This window comes from Rhodanobacter geophilus, assembly GCF_040812275.1.
Lineage (GTDB): Bacteria > Pseudomonadota > Gammaproteobacteria > Xanthomonadales > Rhodanobacteraceae > Rhodanobacter_A > Rhodanobacter_A geophilus.
Window position 1 is genome coordinate 19,126 of sequence record NZ_JBFOHL010000012.1, and the last position, 21,477, is coordinate 40,602.

Consider the following 21,477-nt stretch of genomic DNA (forward strand, 5'->3'; position numbering starts at 1 on the left):
CATGGTCGTTTGGACGTCCGAACGCGGCGCAAGGCATAACCCACCGGAGAGCACATGAGCGACGCCCTGGACGATCTCGCCCGCCGCCTGCCCGGGTTGCGCCTGCTCACCGGGCCCGGCGACCTGGAGCACTACGGCCGCGACTGGACGCGGCGCTGGACGCCGGCGCCGCTGGCCATCGCGCTGCCGGCCTCGGTGGAAGAGGTGCAGGGCATCGTGCGCTGGGCCAACGAGCAGGGCGTGGCCATCGTGCCCTCGGGCGGCCGCACCGGGCTTTCCGGCGGCGCGGTGGCGGCGAACGGCGAAGTGGTGCTGAGCCTGGAACGGATGAACCGCGTGCTGGGCTTCGACGCCGCCGACCGCACGCTCACCGTGCAGCCGGGCATGCCGCTGGAAGCGGTACACGCGGCCGCGCGCGAGCACGCGCTGGTCTACCCGGTGGACTTCGCCGCGCGCGGCTCCTGCTCCATCGGCGGCAACATCGCCACCAATGCCGGCGGCATCCGGGTGATCCGCTACGGCAACACCCGCGAGTGGATCGCCGGGCTCAAGGTGGTGGCCGGCAACGGCGAACTGCTCGACCTCAACCGCGCGCTGGTGAAGAACTCCAGCGGCTACGACTTCCGCCAGCTGATGATCGGCTCGGAAGGCACCCTGGGCATCGTGGTGGAAGCCACGCTCAGGCTCACCGATCCGCCGCCGCCCGCGCAGACCATGCTGCTGGCGCTACCGGACATGGACGCGGTGCTGGCGGTGTTCGGCCTGTTCCGCGCCAGGCTGGCGCTGCAGGCCTTCGAGTTCTTCACCGACATCGCGCTGAAGCACGTGCTGGCGCACGGCGCGCAGCGCGCGCTGGACGGCGAGCATCCGTACTACGTGGTGACCGAGTTCGACGCGCCGGGCGAGGCCGCGCAGGATGCCGCGCTGGCGGTGCTGGGCGAAGGCATGGAGCAGGGCTGGATCGTCGACGGCACGATCGCGCAGAGCGACGCGCAGGCCGCCGCGCTGTGGCGGCTGCGCGAAGGCATCACCGAAAGCCTGGCGCCGCACAAGCCGTACAAGAACGACGTCTCGGTGCGCATCGGCGCGGTGCCGGCCTTCCTGCATGCGATGCAGGCACTGCTGGCGCGCGAGTACCCGCACATCGAGGTGGTGTGGTTCGGCCACATCGGCGACGGCAACCTGCACATCAACGTGCTCAAGCCCGCCGGCATGGCGGACGCGGATTTCATCGCGCAGTGCGAGCACGTCACCAAGCTGCTGGCCGCCACGCTGCAGGAACATGGCGGCAGCATCTCGGCCGAGCACGGCATCGGGCTGGTCAAGCGGCCCTATCTCGACAGCACGCGCAGCGCGGCGGAGATCGCGCTGATGCGCGGCGTGCGCCAGGTGTTCGATCCGAACGGCATCCTCAATCCGGGCAAGCTGTTCACACCTTAGCGATCATCCCTGATCGCGAAGATCAAACGGGCGGCCATCCATGGCCGCACTTCTCATGCAAACCCCCATGATAACCTCGCGACCATTGTCTTCGCCGCCGAGGTTGCCATGACGCAGGAACGCCGCACGCTGTACCCCGAAATCGAGCCGTACGACCGCGGCATGCTCAAGGTCTCGGAGCTGCACACGCTGTACTACGAGCAGTGCGGCAATCCGGACGGCAAGCCGGTGGTGTTCCTGCACGGCGGCCCCGGCGGCGGCACCAATCCCAGGTGCCGGCGCTTCTTTGATCCGGCGGTGTACCGCATCGTGCTGTTCGACCAGCGCGGCTGCGGCCAGTCCACGCCGCATGCGGAACTGCGCGAGAACACCACCTGGGACCTGGTGGCCGACATCGAGCGCGTGCGCGAACACCTCGGCATCGCCCACTGGCAGGTGTTCGGCGGTTCCTGGGGTTCGACGCTGGCGCTGGCCTATGCGCAGGCGCATCCGGACAAGGCCACCGAGCTGGTGCTGCGCGGCATCTTCATGCTGCGCCGCTGGGAGCTGGAATGGTTTTACCAGAAGGGTTGCGACGCACTGTACCCGGACGCATGGGAAGCCTATCTCGCAGCGATCCCCGAGGTGGAGCGCGGTGACCTGATGAGCGCCTACCACCGCCGCCTCACCAGCGACGACCCGGTGGTGCGCGTCGCCGCGGCGCGGGCATGGTCGGTGTGGGAGGGTTCCACCAGCTACCTGCACCAGGACCCGGCGAGCATCGGCTCGCACGACGAGGACGACTTCGCGCTCGCCTTCGCGCGCATCGAGTGCCACTACTTCGTCAACGGCGGCTTCTTCGCGCACGACGACCAGCTGCTGCGCAACGTGGAGCGCATCCGCAGGATCCCCGCCGTGATCGTGCAGGGCCGCTACGACGTGGTCTGCCCGATCCGCAGCGCCTGGGACCTGCACCGCGCCTGGCCGGAAGCGGACCTGCGCATCGTGCAGGACGCCGGCCACTCGGCGTTCGAGCCGGGCAATATCCACGAGCTGATCGAGGCCACCGACCGCTTCCGCGCCTGAACCGCCGCCGCGACGCCAGGCTCCGGCCGGCAATGGCCGGAGTCCTGTTTCACGTCGTGGCCGCTGCGCCGGCGCGGGAGAACACGTGCAGGCTGGTGCCGGCACGCTTGGCCTGGCGCTTCGCGCGCGCCGCCAGCATCGCGATGGAGGCGGCGCGTTGCGGCAGGGGCGGCACCAGCTCGACGGCGCCCATCACCACGGTGGTGCAAGGGAAGAATTGCGGCTCGCCGCGGCGGTCCTTGCCGCGCAGGCCGCCGTGCGCCAGGTCGTCGGCGTCGAACAGCTGCGGCGCGCGCGCATTGAAAGCCTCGATGATGCGCAGGCAGCGCGCTTCCCAGTCCGCGCTCTGGAACAGCACCACGAAGTCGTCGCCGCCGATGTGACCGACGAAATCGAGCGCCGGGTCGACATGCTCGTTCAGCAGGCCCGACAACAGGCGGATCATCTCGTCGCCGCGCGAATAGCCGTAGTGGTCGTTGAAGGGCTTGAAGTCGGTCAGGTCCGCGTGCACCACGGCAAAGCGCTCGCCGCCCTCGAGCAGGCGTCCCAGGTGTTCGGTCGTGGGAATGTTGCCGGGCTGGAAGGTCAGCGGGTTGGCATGACGCGCGGCCTCGATGCGCAGCTCGCTTACGCGCCGCACCAACGCCTCGCCGGTGCCCAGTCCACGGTAATGGCCATCGCTGGTCACGACGAAGCCATCGGCCAGGTAGCGCTGGTCTTCGCCGCGCAGCACGTCGGCGAGGCTTTCGAGACTGCGGTATTCGTCGCAGACCAGCGGCGCGTCGTTCATAAGCACGGTGCATGACTTGCGCGCCAGCAGCTCGCGGGCGAACGGTTGTGCCATGCGCTCGTTCATCAGCCGCCGGTTTACCAGGCCGATCGGCTGGCCGTCCCGGACCACTGCCACGGCGTGCAGCTCGGGGTGGCGGCCGAACAGCGCCATCACTTCCTCGTTGGTCTGGCGCGGGTCCACCGTGGGCGCCTCGATCAGCAGATGGCTGACCTGGGTCGGTCGCTGGGTGACCGGGCCGCGGTGGCGCGGCAGCACCGGGATGGCGGGGCCGCCCAGCAGATGCCGGGCCTCGGCGCGGGCCGCCGTGACCGGGGCCGGTGCCGGTCGTCCGATCAGGAAGCCCTGTGCGTAGGGAATGCCGAGGTCGCGCAGCACGCGCAGGTCGGCGGGGTTCTCCACGCCTTCGCCGACGAGATCGGTACCCAGCGCTTCGGCCACCTGGCACAGCGAGCGCACGATCGCCAGCCGGCCGGCGCTGCGCGACAACCCATGCACGAGGTAGCGGTCGATCTTCACCACATCGGGATGGATCTCGTTCCACATCTCGAAGTTGGAGTGGCCGTTGCCGAAATCATCGAGCGCGATGCGGACGCCGTGCGCGCGCAGGTAGCCCAGCGCGTGGGCAAGAAGGGCCGGGCTCTCCACCACGTCGCGCTCGGTGATCTCGATGGTGACGCGGGCCGGGTCCAGGCCGCTGGTGCGCAACGCGGTCAGCACCTCGTCCGGGCGCAGGGTGTCGTTGAGGATGGCGCGGGCGCTGAGATTCACCAGCAGCCGGCCTGCTCCGCCCTGCGCGGCGAAGGCGCCGCAGATCGTGCGCGCGGCATGCAGTTCCATGTCGACCAGCCGGCCCTCCATGCGGGCGAGATCGAGCAGATCGAGAATGGAGACATTGCCGGGCATGAAGGCGCAGCGACTGAGTCCCTCGTGCGCGACCACCTCGAGCGTGTCCAGGCGCACCACGGGCTGGAAGACCGCGTTGAGGCTTCCTGCGGCGAGCGCGCGCTCAAGCATGGCGTGGGGGTTGCAGTGGCGGGCGGGGAGAATGGGCATGCCTGGGCCGGATTCAGGCCGCGCGAGCGGCCTGGAGTGGGTGCATCACTGCGGATGAGGGCCGGGCGTCAGGTTCCGGTCCATGAGGGGCGTGCGATTCAACAGGGAGGCGGAAGAAATCTACCTGGCGCATCAGCGCCTCGGCGTCGCCGGTGAGTGCCTGGCCGGTGGCATTGATGTCGTCCACCAGGCCGGCGTTGGCCTGGGTGATGCGGTCCATCTCGGCCACGGCACGGTTGATCTGGCCGATGCCGCCGACCTGTTCCCGGCCGGCTTCGGAAATCCGGGCCATCAGCGTGGAAACACGGGCCACGCTCTGCACGATGCCGTCCAGCGCCACGCCCGACTGCGCCACCTTGTGACGGGCCTGTTCCACGGCCTCGGTGCTGCTGGCGACCAGCCGGCGGATGTCCTGGCCAGCTTCCACGCAGCGGCTTGCCAGCCGGCGCACTTCGCCTGCGACCACGGCGAAGCCGCGTCCGCGTTCGCCGGCCTGGGCCGCCTCGATGGCGGCGTTGAGCGAAAGCAGGTTGGTCTGGAAGGCAATGTTGTCGACCAGGTCGACGATTTCCGCGATGTCGCGACTGCTCTGCTGGATCGCATGCATGGAGCCGAGTGCCTCGTCGGCGACGTGGCGGCCCTGTTCCGCATGGCCCAGCGCCTCGCGCGCCGCCTGGGCGGCGCCGTCGGCGTGGCTGGCACCCTGCACGACGGTGGCGGCCATGTGCTCCATGGATGCCGAGGTCTGTTCGAGGCCGGCGGCCTGCGTCTGCGTGCGTGCGCTGAGCGCCTGGTTGTCGCGTGCCAGGTGGTGCGCGCGCTGCTCCACCGAACGGGCGCTCGTGCGCACCAGGGCGAGTACGCGCGCGAGCTGTCCGTCCATCGCGGCGAGCGCGCGCAGCAGCCGTCCCAGTTCGTCGTCGCGGCCCAGATCGACCGGTTCGCCCAGCCGTCCCGCGGCGATGCGCTCGGCTACCAGGGTGGCCTGCCGCAGGCGCCGCAACAGACTGCGCATCAGCGTACCGTCCAGCACGATGGCGGACAGCAGCGCCATGGCCAGGAGGACGAGCAGCAGCACCATGCCCTGCCGGTTGGCCTGGCGCTGGCCCTGCACCTGCGCATTGCCCTTGGCCAGCGCGGCCAGGAACAGGTTGGCGAAATCGCTCTGCAGCGGCTGGTAGGCGGGCTGCACCTCCATGCCGAGCTTGAGCCCGGCCAGCTGGAACTGGCCTGTGTCGAGCAGGGCCAGCGTCTCGTCGATGGCGTGATCGGCTTCGTCGCGATGGATCGCGGCAAGCTTCAGGGTCTGCGCCTGCTCCAGCGCCAGTTCGCTGGTCAGGAGCGGCTTCCAGTGCCGCGTGGCGTCCACGCGATCGGCACGGATGCGCGTGTGCGCGTCATCCACGGCGGAAGGCAGTTGCGACAGCACGGCGTGGATCAGTATCTGCAGGCTGCTGTTGTAGTCGTTCTGCACGCGACCGACGTCGGCGACCGGGCTGAGCGAGCCTTCCACCAGTCCCTGGATGCGGCGATCGGCCCGCTGCAACTGCAGCATGCCGGCGGCGCTCGTCGCCGCGAGCAGGCCAAGGACGATCAGCAGGCGCAGCAGCAGGCGTTGGCGCAGGCTGGGTGAGGCAATCCACTTCGGTTGTTTGAGCATGGGGAATGTGCGGGTGGGGGGCTGCAGGAGCTGTCGGCCCAGCACGGCGCAACTTTAGCGGGAATGGAAAAAAATTTCTTTGAAATCAAATTGTTATATTTCTTTCCGGCAAGCTGGAAAAGCGCATGGAAGATGACGCGGCAAGATGTCGATTCCGTGGCTTTCGTGTTGCGGTTCGCCGAGCGCGCGGGGCCACGCGCTTCGCACGTAGCGGGTTCGTGCCGGCAACGCCCGGATGGGCTCAGCCGGCCGGCAGCTGCTTGGTGCCGAAGATCTTGTCCCCGGCATCGCCCAGGCCGGGCAGGATGTAGCCGTGTTCGTTGAGCCGCTCGTCGATCGCGGCGGTATAGATCTCGATGTCCGGGTGGGCGGCTTCGATGCGCTTGAGGCCCTCCGGTGCAGCAACCAGGAACAGGCCCTTGATGCGCGTGCAGCCGGCGGCCTTCAGCATGTCCACGGTGGCGACCAGGGTGCCGGCGGTGGCCAGCATCGGGTCGACGATCAGGGCGATGCGCTCGTCCATGCGGCCGGTGAGCTTCTCGTAGTAGGCGAGCGGCTTCAGTGTCTGTTCGTCGCGCTGCAGGCCCACCACGCTGACCTTGGCCGCGGGGATCAGGTCGAGCACGCCGGGCAGCATGCCGAGGCCGGCGCGCAGGACCGGCACGATGGTGATCTTGGCGCCCTTGATCCGCCGCACGACGAGCGGGCCGGCCCAGCCCTCGATGTGCTCCTCGACGGTTTCCAGATCCTTGGTGGCCTCGTAGGTGAGCAATGCGGCCACCTCTCCCGCCAGTTCGCGGAACTCCTTGGTGCTGATGCCGGCGCGGCGCATCAGGCCCAGCTTGTGCTGGATCAGCGGGTGGCGGACTTCGACCGGCTTCATGCGACGGAACCCCTGCTGTGCGTTGCGCGATGGAGCCGAGCATAAAGCAGGTGCCGCAAACGAAACGCCCCTGCGCGACGGTGCCGTCGGGCAGGGGCGAGGGCGTCATGCATCGACGCCGGAGCGGGGTGACTGCTCAGCCAGCCGGGGCGGCGGCGCCGTCGCCCTTCAGGCAGGTGCTCATGAAGGTCTTGCGGTCGGCGCCCTTGAGTGCCTTGGTCTTGGCTTCGGCATTGCAGCCCTTCATCTTTTCCTGCTGGGTGGCCTTGGCGCTTGGCGCCGCGGCGGCGGTGCTCTTGCCCTTGAGGCAGGCGCTCATGAAGGCCTTGCGCTCGTCACCCTTCTTGCCGGTGGCCTGGTGGCTGCAGTCGGCCATGCGCTGCTGCTGCGGGGTGAGCTCCTTCTTGGCGGCCGCCTGCGGCGTGGCAGCGAATGCGGCGGTGGTGGCGAGGGCGAGAACGGCACAGGCGGCGAGCTGGCTGAAACGCAAAATCATGATGATTCCTCCCGAGGTGACCGGCGGTTGCCGGCGTGCGCAGTCTATCGCCGTGGAGGGCGGATCGATGCTGAACGAGGGGAAGGATGTGTAGGCCGAACGCCCGCCGCACGGTCGGCGGCGGGCGCCCGCATGTGACCGCCGGCTCAGGCCGCCTTGCTCTCGCTCTTGCGCGGGCCTTCCAGCAGGGCGTGGCGCACGTGCGACACCACTAGGTCCACCTCGGCGCTGGTGACGTTGAAGTGCGGGGTGAAGCGCAGCGAGTTGACGCCGCCGTGGATCACGCCGATGCCGCGCTCGCGCAGGTATTCCTCGATGGAGCCGGCGCCGTAGCACTTGAACTGCGGGGCCAGCTCGCAGGAGAACAGCAGGCCGGTGCCCTGCACCTTGGTGATCAGTCCGCCCAGTTCGTCCTTCAGCGTGTTGAGCTTGTCCACGAACTCCTTGCCGCGGGCGCGGATGTTGGCGCGCACGGCATCGCTGAGCTCGCCCAGCGTGGCCAGCGCCACGTCCAGCGCGCGCGGGTTCGCGGTCATCGTGTTGCCGTAGATGCCCTTGCGGTACAGGCCGGCGGTGCGCTCGCTCACCGCCAGCACCGACAGCGGGTACTGGCCGGCGTTGAGCGCCTTGGAGAAGGCCTCCATGTCCGGCGCAGGCAGCTTCTCGAAGCCGGGGTAGTCGGTGAGCGACAGCACGCCGTGCGCGCGCAGGCCGGCCTGGATCGAATCGACCAGCAGCAGGCTGCCGTGCGACTCGGTGAGCTTGCGCGCCGCGGCGTAGAACTCCGGCGTCACCGCGCGACCGGGGTCGCCTTCGCCCATCACCGGCTCCAGGAACATCGCCTCGATGAACCAGCCGTGCCTGTCGGCGTCGGCGAACGCGGCTTCCAGCTGGGCCACGTTGTACGGCTCGACCACCAGCACGCTGTCCTCGTGGCGGTAGCTGGCGAGGTACTGCTGGTAGGTCTTGCGCGAGGAATCGGAATACAGCGCCGGCTTGTCGGTGCGGCCGTGGAAGGCGCCCTTCACCACCACGCGCTTGATCGTGCGCCCGGCGTAGCGGCCGCCGGCATCGGTCATCAGCTTGGCGTTGACGTCGGCGATGCGGCAGGCCAGGCCCACGGCTTCGGAGCCGGAGTTCAGGCACAGGTAGCGTGCATACGGGTTGCCGCCGCGGTTGCGGCCCAGCTCTGCGTTCAGCGCCTGGGTGAAGCGCAGCTGCGACACGCTGGGCGTCATCACGTTCGCCATCACCTGGTCGCGCGCCAGCGCGGCGTCGATCGCCGGGTGGTTGTGGCCGAAGCCGAGCATGCCGTAGCCGCCGTTGTCGTGCAGCACCGCGCCCTTCAGGGTGACGATCCACGGACCGCGGGCGGCAGCCGGCAGGTAGGGGTTGATCGCGTCGTCGGGATAGAAGTTGACGAAGCCGGCCTGCGCCTGCGCCAGCTGCTCGGCCTCGTCCAGCTTCAGGAAACCGCCCAGCCCGGCGCGCAGTTCGCGATGGCGCGCCACGGCGGCGGTCACGGCCTCGCCGAGCATGGCGTCGGCGGCGGCCATGCGTTCGATGCTGGCATCGTCCAGACCGGTGGTGCGCGGCTTGCCGCCGAATTCGCGCAGTTCGCGCAGCTGATCGATCAAACCCATGGCTTTCTCCTCGAGTCCGCCGGCGCCTCGCACCCAGCGCGAAGCAGGCCAACGTGTAGTGCGTGGGGGAGCCCGGCTCCCGCGGCGCGGCCCGGTTCGACGGGGCAGGGCGCGCATCCACGAACGACGAGGATAACCCGCGGGGCGGGGTGCCCGGTACCCCCTGGCGGCACCGGAACGCCTTGCACTGCAACACCTTGCGACGTTTCCGGGCGGGTGACGCCTGTCACCCGCGATGGCTGACGGGGGCGACTGCGGACGGTGAGGCGGGAGGCCCAGACTGCACGGCACGGAGGAAAGCCACCATGAACGACACCACCGTTGCCCGCCTTGCCGCCGCCGTGAAGCGCTACGGCCCGCTCACCGCACTGGATGGCGTGGACCTCGCCGTGCGCCGCGGCGAACTGCTGGCCCTGCTCGGCCCCAACGGCGCCGGCAAGAGCACCAGCATCGGCCTGCTGCTGGGCCTGATCCGCCCCGACGCGGGCCGCGCCGAACTGTTCGGACTCGATCCGCAGCGCATCGAGGCGCGCCGGCGCATCGGCGTGATGCTGCAGGCGGCCAACCTGCCGGCCACGCTGCGCGTGGGCGAGCTGCTGCGCCTGACGATGAGCTATTACCCGAACCCGCGCGGCTTCGACGAGACCGCCGCGCTGGCCGGCATCGCCGACCTGCTGCTGCGGCCCTACGGCAAGCTTTCCGGCGGCCAGCAGCGGCGCGTGCAGTTCGCGCTGGCGCTGTGCGGGCGGCCCGAATTGCTGTTCCTCGACGAGCCCACCGTGGGCATGGACATCGAGGCGCGGCAGAGGCTGTGGGCGGCGATGCGCGCGCTGGTCGCCGAAGGCTGCGCCGTGGTGCTCACCACGCATTACCTGGAAGAGGCCGAGGCGCTGGCGCAGCGCGTGGTGGTGCTGGGCCAGGGCCGCGTGCTCAGCGAGGGCAGCGTGGACGACATGCGCAAGCGCGTGGCGCTCACCCGCATCCGCTGCGTGAGCGACCTCGATGCGGCGGCGATCGCCGGCTGGCCGGAGGTGGCCGCCGCCACGCGCGAGGACGGCCACCTGCGCATCGCCACCGCGCGGGCCGAGGCGGTGGTGCGCCGGCTGCTCGACGCCGATCCCGCCCTGGGCGAACTGGAAGTGCAACGCGCCGGCCTCGCCGAGGCGTTCACCGAACTTACCCGCGAAACCGCCGCCGAACAGGAGGCCGCCTGATGAACGCCGCTGCCGTTGTCGCCGCATCCCCGGCCGCCACCCCCGCCATGCCGCCGCGCCGCGTGCTCGGCGCCTATCTCGCCGAGGCGCGCAGCGAATGCCTGCGCTACCTGCGTGCACCGGGCTTCATGCTGCCGATCCTGCTGTTTCCGGACCTGTTCTACCTGGTGTTCGGTGTGCTGATGGGCAAGTCCGAGGGCGCCGATGCGACGCGTTACCTGCTGGCCAGCTACAGCGTGTTCGGCGTGATGAGTCCGGGCCTGTTCGGCTTCGGCGTGTCGCTGGCGCTGGAACGCGACGGCGGCCTGCTGACCTGGAAGCGCGCGCTGCCGATGCCACCCGGCGCCTACCTGCTGGGCAAGATGCTGATGGCGATGGGCGCCGCCGCGGTGGTGGTGCTGATGCTGCTGGCGATGGCCACGGGCCTGGCGCACGTGGCGCTGACGCCGGTGCAATTCGTCGCGCTGCTCGCCACCGGCATGCTGGGCGTGCTGCCGTTCTGCGCGCTGGGCATGCTGGTGGGCACGCTGATCAAGGGACAGGGCGCGCCCGGCATGCTGCAACTGGTCTACCTGCCGATGTCCTTCCTGTCCGGCCTGTGGTTCCCGCTGCCGATGCTGCCGAAGTTCCTGCAGCAGTTCGCGCCGGTGTGGCCGAGCTACCACCTCGACCGCATCGCGCTGGCCGCGGTGGGCATCGTGCACGAACCGGTGCTGCCCCACGCGCTGGTGCTGGTCGGGTTCGGCGTGGCGTTCTTCGCGCTGGCCGCGCGGCGGCTGCGCCGGGTCGGTTGACTCGCAGTAGCATGCCGGCATGAGCGATACGAGCACGCCCTTCCCCGGCAGGCGATGGCCCGCGTGGCTGCAGCCGGCGCCGAGTTCCGTGGCGGCAGCGATGCGCGCCGCGGGGCATTCGCCATGGGCCTACGTATGGAACCTGCTGTGGTCGTTCTGGGTGTTCCTCGGGCCGCTGTTCCAGCATGTGGAGGCGGGCTTCTGGTGGTCGCTGGCGCTGGGCTATCCGCTCTTCCTGCTGATCTTCCTGCTCTCGTGGGTACGGCCGGCCGCCGAGGTAAGCGGTTACGTCGGCGCGCTGGTGGTCCTGACGGCCCTGTCGATGCCGTGGAATCCCGCCGGGTGGACGTATGCCGTGTTCGCCTGCGCGATGGTGCCGTACCAGGGCTCATGGCTGACCAGTGCGGTAAAGATGGCGGTCATCCAGGCGCTGCTGGTGCTGGAAGGCATCTTCCTGCACTGGCCCTGGTATGCCCACCTGATCCTGATCGGGGTGTGCACCAGCACCGGGGTCGGTGCCCTGGCGGGACGCGTCAGCTGGGACAAGAACACCAAGCTGCGCATGTCGCACGAGCAGATCCGCCAGCTCGCCGCCACCGCCGAGCGCGAGCGCATCGGCCGCGACCTGCACGACCTGCTGGGCCACACGCTGTCGCTGATCACGATGAAGCTGGAGCTGTCGCGCAAACTGCTCGATCGTGACCCGGCCACCGCGCGGCGCGAACTCGCCGAAGCCGAGGAGGTGGCGCGCCATGCGCTGGCGGAAGTGCGTGCGGCGGTCACCGGCATCCGCGCCGCGGGCTTCGCCGCCGAGCTGGCCTCGGCGGCGTTGCTGTTGCGCACGTCCGGCGTGCAGTTCGACCAGCACCTGCAGGCCGCCAACCTGCCCGAGTCGGTCGAGTGCAGCCTGGCGCTGGTGCTGCGCGAGGCGGCGACGAACATCGCCCGGCACGCGCACGCGACGCGGGCCCGGGTGTCGCTCGCCCGCACCGCCGGCGGCGTGCAGCTGTGCATCGAGGACAACGGCCGCGGCGGTGTCCTCGCGGCCGGCAACGGCCTCAAGGGCATGCGGGAGCGCGTGCAGGCGCTGGGCGGGAGCCTGCGGCTGGATTCGCCGCCGGGCCACGGCACGCGACTGGACATCGACGTGCCGCTGGCAGCGAAGGCCGTCGTGCACGACACGGCCCTGCCGCGCATCGATGCGCGGCCCCCCGTCCCGGCCACGCACGCCACATGATTCCGGCCCCCGTCACCCGCTGGCTGGCTCCCGCACCGGACTCCGGCGTGGCCGACGACCTCCGCTGCGGCAAGTCGCCGTGGGCGGACAGCATCCACCTGCTGTGGTCGGTGTGGATCTTCATCACGCCGCTGTTCGACCACGGCATCGCGGGCTACACCCTGACCTGGCTGCTGTGCACGCTCGGCTCCTACCCGGTGTTCCTGCTGCTGTTCGCCAAGATCCAGCTGGGGGCGCGGCGAACGGTGCACTGGTATGCCTGGGCCATGGCGGGGCTGTGTTTCGTGCTGCTGCGCTGGTACCCGAGCGGCCTCAGCTACTTCATGTACGCCTGCGTGATGCTGAACCACTGCCGGATGCGTTTGCGTACCCAGCTGGTCCACCTGGCGTTGCTCAACGTGGTGTTGCTGGTGCTGGTCTGGTGGATCGGCTATCCGGCCGCCATCCTGGTGATCATGCCGGCGTCGGCCATGGTGGTCAGCGTGGTCGCGCTGGTCGAGCGCATCAACAAGGAAAAGGACGCCGCCCTGCGCCTGTCGCAGGACGAGATCCGCCGGCTGGCGGTGCTGGCCGAGCGCGAGCGCATCGGCCGCGACCTGCACGACCTGCTCGGCCACACGCTGTCGCTGGTGACGCTGAAATCCGAACTGGCGCGCAAGCTGGCGCTGGCCGATCCGCCGCGCGCGCAGCGCGAGATGGAAGAGGTGGAGCGGGTCTCCCGGCATGCGCTGGCCGAGGTGCGCGCGGCGGTCACCGGCATGCGGCGCAGCGACCTGGCGGCGGAGCTGGTTTCGGCGCGGCTGATGCTGGAAGCCTCGAACATCGCGCTCGACGCCGAACTGCCGGCGGAGCTCGACCTGTCCGCGGAGACCGAGGCCTCGCTGGCGCTGGTGCTGCGCGAGGCGGTCACCAACATCCATCGCCACGCGCGCGCCACGACGGCACGCGTGGCCTTCTACCGCGAAACGGAAAGCTTCCACATGCGCATCAGCGACGACGGGCGCGGCGGCCTCACCGCCCACGGCAACGGCATCAGCGGCATGCGCGAGCGCGTGCGCGCGCTGGGCGGCGCGCTCGCCATCGATTCGCCCGCGCGGCGCGGCACCACGCTCGATGTCGAGGTGCCGTTGCGCGCGTCGCCCGGGCCCGCGGCGACAAGCCTCGCGTCGCCGGTACTGGCCGGCCGGGAGCGCATCGCATGATCCGCGTGCTGCTGGCCGAAGACCAGGCCATGGTGCGCGGCGCGCTGTCGGCGCTGCTGAATCTCGAGTCCGACATCGAGGTGCTGGGCTCCGCCTGCGACGGCGAGGCGGCCTGGCGCGAGCTGCAGCGGCTGAAGCCCGACGTGCTGGTCACCGACATCGAGATGCCCGGCCTCACCGGGCTGGAACTGGCGCAGCGCCTCCAGCGGCACGAGCTGCCGATCAAGGTGATCATCGTCACCACCTTCGCGCGCCCCGGCTTCCTGCGCCGCGCGCTGGACGCGGGCGTGTCCGGCTACCTGCTCAAGGACGCCCCCGCCGAGAACCTCGCCGAGGCGCTGCGCACCGTGCACCGTGGCGGCCGCGCGATCGACCCGCAGCTGGCGCTGGAAGCGTGGTCGGAAGCCGATCCGTTGAACGACCGCGAGCGCCAGGTGCTGCGCCTGGCCGGCGAAGGGCAGAGCGCGGGCGACATCGCCACCGCCCTGAACCTCTCGCACGGCACCGTGCGCAACTACCTGTCCGAGGCGATCGGCAAGCTCGGCGTGGCGAACCGCATCGAGGCGTACCGGCTGGCGCGGCAGAAGGGCTGGCTCTAACGGCTTTGCCGCCAGCGCGGCCGCGGCTTCCTGCCGCCGGATGGCGTCGCGCCGGCCTGCAGCGCGCGCACGAAGCCGGCCGGGTCGGCCGGCGACAGCACCACGGTGCACGTGCTCGCGCGCAACACCACGGCCAGCTGCCAGTCGGTGACGAAGGCGCGGTAGCGGCCCAGCTTCGCGTTGCGGAACCAGCCCGAGAACGAGAACAGGCCGCCGTTGCCGAACAGGCGCAGCGAGCCGGCGCCGGCTTCCGGGTCGATGGCCGCTTCGCGCAATTCGCCCAGCGCCACCCGCGTCGTCCAGAACAGGCGGTGCACGTGCAGGGTGGCGTCGCGCAGCTCGTAGCCGCGCACCACGAACAGCGCGGCGGCCAGCAGGATCACCAGTGGCACGGCCATCACCACGGCGCGCAGCACCGGCAGCGTGCGGACCGGCACGAGGCAGGCGACCAGCAGGAGCAGGCCCAGCAGGAGCAGGGTGACGACGATCGAGATGCCCTTGAGGAAGGCACTCCATGGCGCGGCGGGATGGCGTGGATGCATGCCGGGATTCTGGCCGTTGCCCGCAGCGGGGACAAGACGAACGCCCGGATGTGCGGGCTTGCGCGATAATGCGCCGTTGTCCATTGCATTCGTCCGTTGCCGAGCCCTCCTTGAAGAAGTCCGATTTCGATTTCGACCTGCCGCACGAGCTGATCGCCCAGGTGCCGTTGTCCGAGCGCTCGGCCAGCCGCCTGCTGCTGCTGGATGCGGTCGCCGGCAGCCGGCAGGACCGGATGTTCCGCGAGCTGCCCGGCTTCCTGCGGCCCGGCGACCTGCTGGTGTTCAACGACACCCGCGTGCTGCCGGCGCGCCTGTACGGGCGCAAGGTGAGCGGCGGCGCGGTGGAGATCCTGATCGAGCGCGTCACCGGTGCGCACGAGGCCACCGTGCAGCTGGGCGTGAGCAAGAAGCCGAAGGAGGGCGCGCGGATCGAGCTGGCCGATGGCAGCCACGCGGTGGTGCTGGGGCGCGACGAGGGCTTCTTCCGCCTGCGCTTCGAGGCGCCCGAGCCGCTGGAGAGACTGCTGCTCAAGCTGGGCGAGATGCCGCTGCCGCCTTACATCGAGCGCCATGCCGACGCTGCGGACATGGAGCGCTACCAGACCGTCTACGCGCGCGAACCCGGCGCGGTGGCCGCGCCCACCGCCGGCCTGCATTTCGACGAGTCGCTGCTGGCCGCGCTGCGCGAGCGCGGGGTGCATTTCGGCTACGTCACCCTGCACGTGGGCGCGGGCACCTTCCAGCCGGTGCGGGTGGAAGACATCAGCGGGCACCACATGCACAGCGAGTGGCTGAACGTGGGGGCTGGCCTGGTCGAGCAGATCCACCGCACGCGCGCCGCCGGCGGCCGGGTGATCGCGGTGGGCACCACCGTGGTGCGCGCGCTGGAGAGCGCCACGGTGGATGGCCAGCTGCACCCGTTCGCGGGGGAGACGCGGATCTTCATCTTCCCCGGCTACCGCATCACCAGCATCGACGGCCTGGTCACCAACTTCCACCTGCCGCAGTCGACCCTGCTGATGCTGGTGTCGGCGCTGGCGGGGCGCGAGTTCATGCTGGATGCCTACCGGCATGCGGTGGAGCAGCGCTACCGCTTCTTCTCGTACGGGGACGCGATGCTGATCCTGCCGCAGGGTGCTTGAGCTGGTTGCCCCTCGCCCGCAAGCGGGCGAGGGGAGAAAGCCGCGACCTGCGATAATGGCGCGATGACTTCCCTGAAATTCGACCTCCTCGCCACCGACGGCGCGGCCCGCCGCGGCCGTCTTTCCTTCCCCCGTGGCACGGTGGAGACGCCGGCCTTCATGCCGGTGGGCACCTATGGCTCGGTGAAGGCGATGACGCCGCGCGACGTGCGCGAGACCGGCGCCGAGATCATCCTGGGCAACACCTTCCACCTGTTCCTGCGGCCCGGGCTGGGGATCGTGGAGCAGTTCGGCGGCCTGCACCGCTTCATCGGCTGGGACCGGCCCATCCTCACCGACTCGGGCGGCTTCCAGGTGTTCTCGCTGGCGCACCGGCGCAAGCTGAGCGAAGAGGGCGTGACCTTCGCCTCGCCGGTGGACGGCTCCAAGGTGTTCCTGTCGCCGGAAGTGTCGATGCAGATCCAGCGCGTGCTGGATTCGGACATCGCGATGATCTTCGACGAGTGCACGCCGTACCCGGCCACCGAGCAGGTCGCGTCCGATTCGATGGAGCTGAGCCTGCGCTGGGCCGAGCGCTCGCGCCAGGCATTCGACGAGCTGAAGAACCCGAACAACCTGTTCGGCATCGTGCAGGGCAGCGTGTACGAACCGTTGCGCCGGCGTTCGGCCGAGCGGCTGGTGCAGATCGGCTTCGACGGCTACGCGGTGGGCGGCCTGGCCGTGGGCGAGCCGGAGGAAGCGCGCAACCACACGCTGGATTTCACCGTGTCGCTGCTGCCGGAAAACAAGCCGCGCTACCTGATGGGCGTGGGTCGGCCCGAGGACATCGTGGCGGCGGTGTGCCGCGGCATCGACATGTTCGACTGCGTGATGCCCACCCGCAACGCGCGCAACGGCTTCCTGTTCACCGCCGAAGGCACGCTGCGCATCCGCAACGCGAAGTACGCCGCCGACACCCGGGTGATCGAGGAGGGCTGCGACTGCCATGCCTGCGCCAACGGCTTCAGCCGCGCCTACCTGCGCCACCTGGACCGCTGCAACGAGATCCTCGGCAGCCAGCTCGCCACCATGCACAACCTCCGCCACTACCAGCGGCTGATGGCCGGCCTGCGCGAGGCGATCGCGACGGGGCGCCTGCAGGATTTCGTGGCCGGATTCCATGCGCGCCGGCAGGGGGCCGGGGCCGAGGCCTGAGGCCCGCCGCCATTCGCGGGGCCGCGGCCTTGCAAAGCGTGACGCGTGCCCCGACTGCATCCGGCGGCCCGGACGGGGTGCCCGGTGCGCCGTGCGGCGGAGGGGAACGCATGGCATAATCCATGGTCTTTTATCGGGCGTTCAGCGGAAATCCCTGCTGGCACCATTACTTGCGAGACGAAACGATGAGTCTTCCGATGTCTGTCACGCTGGCCCAGGCGGCTGCACCCGCCCAAGGCGGCGGCATTTCCATGATCATCATGATGGTCGTGCTGTTCGGCCTGATGTATTTCATGATGATCCGCCCGCAGATGAAGCGGCAGAAGGAACATCGCACGATGGTCTCGGCCCTCGCCAAGGGCGACGAGGTGGTGACCAACGGCGGCCTCGCCGGTCGCGTGGAGGAGGTGGGCGAGACCTTCCTCACGATCGAGATCGCGCCGAACGTGAAGGTGAAGCTGCAGAAGGGCGCGGTGTCGCAGGTGCTGCCCAGGGGCTCGCTGAAATCCTCCTGAGCCGGGCCGGCCGGGGCGAAGGCATTTCCAATCAAATAGTGCGGCCAGGGATGGCCGCTTCTTGATGTTCGCGATCACGGATGTTCGCAAAGGATCACAGATGAGCGATTTCCCACGCTGGAAGTACGCGCTGGTCGTGCTGGCGATGCTGTTCGGCATCCTCTACGCGGTGCCGAACGCTTTCCCGCCGCTGAAGGCGGTGCAGGTCACCGCCAACAAGGGCGCCGCGCCGATCGACTCCACCTTGCAGCAAAAGGTGAGCGACGCACTGACCAAGGACCACATCGCCGCAGGCGAGGTGGTGGTGCAGGGCGACCAGCTGCTTGCCACGTTCGCCACCGCCGACGCGCAGAAGAACGGCGCGGACGCGATCCAGTCGCTGCTCGGCGACGGCTACACCGTGGCGTTCAAGCTGCAGTCCACCGTGCCGCACTGGCTCACCTCGATCGGCGCGAACTCCATGCCGCTGGGCCTGGACCTGCAGGGCGGCGTGCACTTCCTGATGCAGGTGGACCAGAGCGGCGTGCTCGACAAGCTGGAGAACAGCTATGCCGACGACATCCGCAGCCAGCTGCGCGACAAGAACATCCGCTACGAGTCGGTGGCGCGCAGCACGGTGGCCGGGCAGGGCATCGTGGTGGTGCTGCGCTCGTCGGCCGACCGCTCCAGCGCGGCCGACCTGATCGCCGGCAACTCGCCCGACCTCGTGGTGACCGACGGCCCCAGCACCGGCGACCGCTACGTGCTGTACGCCGCGATCAAGCCCACCAAGCTGCGCGACCTCTCGCTGGGCACGATCAAGCAGAACCTCGCCACGCTGCGCAACCGCATCAACAACCTCGGCGTGTCCGAGCCGCTGATCCAGCAGCAGGGCGAGGACCACATCGTGGTCGAGCTGGCCGGCGTGCAGGATCCCGCCGAGGCGAAGAAGCTGATCGGCGCCACCGCCACGCTGGAATACCGCGCCAGCGTCGGTTATCCCGGCGATCCGCGCGCGGTCGAAGCGGCGCAGTCCGGCAGCATCCCGCCGGACGCCAACCTCTACTACACCAGCCAGGGCCACGTGCCGGTGCTGGTGGGCAAGCGCCCGATCGTCACCGGCGACGAGCTGATCAACGCCAGCTCCGGCGTCGACCCGAACAACGGCACGCCCTCGGTGAACGTGACGCTGAACGCCGCCGGCGCGAAGAAGATGCAGGAGTTCACCAACGCCAACGTCGGCAAGCCGATGGCGGTGGTGCTGATCAACACCGTGTACGAGACCTCGACGGTCAACGGCAAGGAAGTGCGCACGCCGAAGACCACCTACTCGGTGATCAACGACGCCCAGATCCAGAGCCCGTTCGGCAAGGAGTTCTCCACCAACGGCCTGGGCAGCCCCAAGGAGGCCTCCGACCTGGCGCTGCTGCTGAAGAGCGGCTCGCTGGCCGCGCCGATGGACATCGTCGAGGAATACGTGATCGGCCCCAGCCTCGGCCAGCAGAACATCGAGAAGGGCTTCGAGGCGGTGATGCTCGGCCTGCTACTGGTGCTGGTGTGCGCGGCGATCTACTACAAGCTGTTCGGCCTGGTGGCCGACATCGCGCTGTTCTTCAACCTGCTGATCCTGGTGGCGGTGATGTCGATGATCGGGGTGACCCTGACCATGCCGGGCATCGCGGGCATCGTGCTGACGCTGGGCATGGCGATCGACTCGAACGTGCTGATCTGCGAGCGCGTGCGCGAGGAACTGCGCAACGGCTCGACGCCGCACGCGGCGATCCATGCCGGCTACGACAAGGCCTGGGCCACGATTCTCGACGCCAACGTCACCCACCTGATCGCGGCGCTGGCGCTGATGACGATGGGTACCGGCGCGATCCGCGGCTTCGGCGTCACGCTGGGCATCGGCATCCTGACCTCGATGTTCACCTCGGTAGTGATGACGCACGCGTTCACCGCGCTGATTCACGGCCGCCGCAAGCTCAAGACGCTGTCGGTCTAGCCTGTATGGCCGGCGCAAGTCCATCCTGGATTTGCGCCGGCTCGCCTGATCCGGCGCGTGTCCGGATCAGGCTCCGCGGAACGGCCGCTTGGGCGCCCGTTTCGCGACCGGCCTTCCGTGGCCGGTACACCTTCCGAGGAACTGGTAGATGGAAATCTTCAATCACAACAGCAATGTCCATTTCCTGCGCATCCGCGTCTTCAGCATCGCGGTGGCGATCGTGCTGGTGATCGCCTCGGTGGCGCTGATCGCCACCAAGGGGCTGAACTACGGCCTGGACTTCACCGGCGGCGTCTCGCTGGTGGTGGACTACGCGCAGCCGGTGCAGACCAACGACGTGCACGACGCGCTGGAGAAGGGCGGTCTCGAGAACCCGGTGGTGCAGAGCGTGGGCGGCAGCCGCGAGGTGTCGATCCGCATGCAGCCCACCAAGGCGATGCTGGACGCCAAGGGCCAGGTGGACCTGGACAAGGTGGCCGGCACGGTGATGCAGGCGCTCAAGGCCACGCGCAGCGACGCCACGCTGAAGAGCCGCTCCTCGGTCAGCGCCGAGGTGGGCGCGGAGCTGAAGAGCGACGGCATGGTGGCCGCGGTGTTCGTGATACTCGGCATCATGGCCTACCTGTGGATACGCTTCGAGCGCCGCTTCGCGATCGCCGCGGTGCTCACCGAGATCCACGACACCCTGGTGACGCTGGGCGTGCTGGCGCTGGTGCAGCGCGAGTTCGACATGACCGTGCTGGCCTCGGTGCTGGCGGTGATCGGCTACTCGATCAACGACAAGGTGGTGGTGTTCGACCGCATCCGCGAGCTGTTCCGGCTCGCCCGCAAGGCCGAGCCGGAGGAGATCCTCAACCGCTCGATCAACAGCACGCTGTCGCGGACCATCATCACCTCGCTGTTCACCGGCATCACCATGGCCGCGCTGTTCTTCTACGGCGGCCCGGCGGTGCACAACTTCGCGATCACCATGCTGATCGGCATCGTGGTGGGCACGCTCTCCTCGATCTTCGTCGCCAGCCCGATCCTGCTGTGGCTGGGCGTGTCGAAGAAGGACCTGATGCCGGTGACCAGGGAAAACCCGGAGCTCGCGCGCCGGCCATGAGCCATCATCGGCCGCCTCGCGGGCGATCCTGATGATTCTCTCCCGCTGGCGGGAGAGACGCCCGCAGGCAGAGAGGGCTCTTCCGCCGATGCAGGCGACGGCCCGGGTTTTCCCGGGCCGTTTGCGTTTCGGCGGCTCAGCCCGCGAGCGCGGCGTCCAGTTGGGCCAGGCGCTCCGGCGTGCCCACGTCCGTCCAGCGGCCGCGATGCAGCGAACCGGCGAGCGCACCGCGCGCCATCGCCGTTTCCAGCAACGGCCGCAGCTTGAAGCGCGGCGGCTTCGCCTCGGTGCCGGGGACATCGCCCACCGCTTCGCGCCAGCCGTCCAGCAGTTCGCGGCGGAACACGCCGATGCCGCTGTAGGTGAGCCGCGGCTCGCCCTCGGCGTGCAGCAGGCCTTGCGCATCCAGCCGAAAATCGCCGCCGGGATGATGCGGCGGGTTGGCCACCATCAGCAGGTGCGCGAGGCCCTCCGGTTCGGCGGGCAGGGTGGCGAAGTCGGCGTCGCACCACACGTCGCCGCTGATCGCCAGCACCGGCTCCGTACCCAGCAGGGGCAGCGCGTTGAGCAGGCCGCCGCCGGTTTCCAGCGGGGTGGCGCCTTCGTACACGTAGCGGATGCGCAGGCCCCAGCGCGAACCATCGCCCAGCACTTCCGGAAATTGCTCCGCGAGGTGGGAGGTGTTGATCGCCACGTAGTTCACGCCCATCGCGGCCAGCTTCTCCAGGTGCCACACGATCAGCGGCTTGCCGCCCGCGGGCAGCAGCGGCTTCGGCGTGTGCTCGGTGAGCGGCCGCATGCGCTCACCCAGCCCCGCGGCGAAGATCAGCGCATGCCTCATGCCGCGAGCCCCTGATGGCAGCAAGACACCGTCATCCCGTGCCTTACTTGCACTTTCCGGAGACGCCGCTGGATC

At 69.4% G+C, this 21,477-nt stretch carries 19 protein-coding genes; 12 read left to right on the forward strand and 7 right to left on the reverse strand.

All coding sequences use genetic code 11. From position 1 onward, the window contains the following. Positions 1-54 precede the first annotated feature (54 nt). Both ABQJ56_RS13410 and pip read left to right on the forward strand, forming a co-directional pair. A complete protein-coding gene (locus ABQJ56_RS13410; RefSeq protein ID WP_367845514.1) occupies positions 55-1,440 on the forward strand; it encodes a D-2-hydroxyglutarate dehydrogenase in 1,386 nt (461 codons plus the stop codon). Positions 1,441-1,548: 108 nt separating this feature from the next. Continuing rightward, positions 1,549-2,505 (forward strand): prolyl aminopeptidase, encoded by a 957-nt coding sequence (pip, locus tag ABQJ56_RS13415; RefSeq protein WP_367845515.1) that lies wholly within the window; start codon positions 1,549-1,551, stop codon positions 2,503-2,505. Positions 2,506-2,554: 49 nt separating this feature from the next. On the opposite strand, the gene ABQJ56_RS13420 is transcribed toward pip, so the two are convergent. The 5 genes from ABQJ56_RS13420 to ABQJ56_RS13440 form a co-directional block, all read right to left on the reverse strand. Then, positions 2,555-4,351 (reverse strand): EAL domain-containing protein, encoded by a 1,797-nt coding sequence (locus ABQJ56_RS13420; protein WP_367845516.1) that lies wholly within the window; start codon positions 4,349-4,351, stop codon positions 2,555-2,557. 13 nt (positions 4,352-4,364) lie between these two features. Beyond that, on the reverse strand, positions 4,365-6,011 hold the full coding sequence (locus ABQJ56_RS13425) for a methyl-accepting chemotaxis protein (RefSeq protein WP_367845517.1): 1,647 nt from the start codon (positions 6,009-6,011) through the stop codon (positions 4,365-4,367). A 241-nt stretch (positions 6,012-6,252) separates the two neighbouring features. Continuing rightward, positions 6,253-6,894 (reverse strand): uracil phosphoribosyltransferase, encoded by a 642-nt coding sequence (gene upp / locus ABQJ56_RS13430; RefSeq protein WP_367845518.1) that lies wholly within the window; start codon positions 6,892-6,894, stop codon positions 6,253-6,255. A gap of 136 nt (positions 6,895-7,030) precedes the next feature. Continuing rightward, a complete protein-coding gene (locus tag ABQJ56_RS13435) occupies positions 7,031-7,390 on the reverse strand; it encodes a PsiF family protein (RefSeq protein ID WP_367845519.1) in 360 nt (119 codons plus the stop codon). Between the two features lie 146 nt (positions 7,391-7,536). Beyond that, positions 7,537-9,033 carry an aminotransferase class III-fold pyridoxal phosphate-dependent enzyme gene (locus ABQJ56_RS13440; protein WP_367845520.1) on the reverse strand — a complete coding sequence of 499 codons (1,497 nt, stop codon included), beginning with the start codon at positions 9,031-9,033 and terminating at the stop codon, positions 7,537-7,539. A 305-nt stretch (positions 9,034-9,338) separates the two neighbouring features. Here ABQJ56_RS13440 and ABQJ56_RS13445 point away from each other — a divergent pair, with 305 nt between their 5' ends. From ABQJ56_RS13445 to ABQJ56_RS13465, 5 genes are read left to right on the forward strand one after another with little or no spacing between them, the layout of a single operon-like run. After that, complete coding sequence (locus tag ABQJ56_RS13445) at positions 9,339-10,247, forward strand: ABC transporter ATP-binding protein (protein ID WP_367845521.1); 909 nt, start codon at positions 9,339-9,341, stop codon at positions 10,245-10,247. After that, positions 10,247-11,041 (forward strand): ABC transporter permease, encoded by a 795-nt coding sequence (locus tag ABQJ56_RS13450; protein WP_367845522.1) that lies wholly within the window; start codon positions 10,247-10,249, stop codon positions 11,039-11,041. The genes ABQJ56_RS13445 and ABQJ56_RS13450 overlap by 1 nt, the downstream gene beginning before the upstream one ends. 19 nt (positions 11,042-11,060) lie before the next feature. After that, entirely contained in the window at positions 11,061-12,278 is a 1,218-nt protein-coding gene (locus ABQJ56_RS13455) for a sensor histidine kinase (RefSeq protein ID WP_367845523.1), read from the forward strand. Beyond that, positions 12,275-13,480: a sensor histidine kinase gene (locus ABQJ56_RS13460; RefSeq protein ID WP_367845524.1), complete on the forward strand. Its 1,206-nt coding sequence runs from the start codon at positions 12,275-12,277 to the stop codon at positions 13,478-13,480. The genes ABQJ56_RS13455 and ABQJ56_RS13460 overlap by 4 nt, the downstream gene beginning before the upstream one ends. Then, complete coding sequence (locus tag ABQJ56_RS13465; RefSeq protein WP_367845525.1) at positions 13,477-14,079, forward strand: response regulator transcription factor; 603 nt, start codon at positions 13,477-13,479, stop codon at positions 14,077-14,079. The genes ABQJ56_RS13460 and ABQJ56_RS13465 overlap by 4 nt, the downstream gene beginning before the upstream one ends. Here ABQJ56_RS13465 and ABQJ56_RS13470 read toward each other — a convergent pair. Then, positions 14,076-14,621: a PH domain-containing protein gene (locus ABQJ56_RS13470; protein ID WP_367845526.1), complete on the reverse strand. Its 546-nt coding sequence runs from the start codon at positions 14,619-14,621 to the stop codon at positions 14,076-14,078. The genes ABQJ56_RS13465 and ABQJ56_RS13470 overlap by 4 nt on opposite strands. A 110-nt stretch (positions 14,622-14,731) precedes the next feature. On the opposite strand from ABQJ56_RS13470, the gene queA reads away from it, so the two are divergent. The 5 genes from queA (at position 14,732) to secF (ending at position 20,561) form a co-directional block, all read left to right on the forward strand. Then, on the forward strand, positions 14,732-15,763 hold the full coding sequence (gene queA, locus ABQJ56_RS13475; RefSeq protein ID WP_367845527.1) for a tRNA preQ1(34) S-adenosylmethionine ribosyltransferase-isomerase QueA: 1,032 nt from the start codon (positions 14,732-14,734) through the stop codon (positions 15,761-15,763). Positions 15,764-15,826: 63 nt separating this feature from the next. Then, entirely contained in the window at positions 15,827-16,957 is a 1,131-nt protein-coding gene (gene tgt / locus ABQJ56_RS13480) for a tRNA guanosine(34) transglycosylase Tgt (RefSeq protein ID WP_367845528.1), read from the forward strand. Positions 16,958-17,142: 185 nt separating this feature from the next. Further along, entirely contained in the window at positions 17,143-17,472 is a 330-nt protein-coding gene (gene yajC / locus ABQJ56_RS13485) for a preprotein translocase subunit YajC (RefSeq protein WP_367845529.1), read from the forward strand. A gap of 100 nt (positions 17,473-17,572) precedes the next feature. Beyond that, positions 17,573-19,456 (forward strand): protein translocase subunit SecD, encoded by a 1,884-nt coding sequence (gene secD / locus ABQJ56_RS13490; protein ID WP_367845530.1) that lies wholly within the window; start codon positions 17,573-17,575, stop codon positions 19,454-19,456. 148 nt (positions 19,457-19,604) lie between these two features. After that, positions 19,605-20,561: a protein translocase subunit SecF gene (gene secF, locus ABQJ56_RS13495; RefSeq protein ID WP_367845531.1), complete on the forward strand. Its 957-nt coding sequence runs from the start codon at positions 19,605-19,607 to the stop codon at positions 20,559-20,561. A gap of 136 nt (positions 20,562-20,697) precedes the next feature. Here the strand turns inward: secF and murU are convergent, their stop codons facing one another. After that, positions 20,698-21,402 (reverse strand): N-acetylmuramate alpha-1-phosphate uridylyltransferase MurU, encoded by a 705-nt coding sequence (gene murU, locus ABQJ56_RS13500; protein ID WP_367845532.1) that lies wholly within the window; start codon positions 21,400-21,402, stop codon positions 20,698-20,700. Positions 21,403-21,477 lie beyond the last annotated feature (75 nt).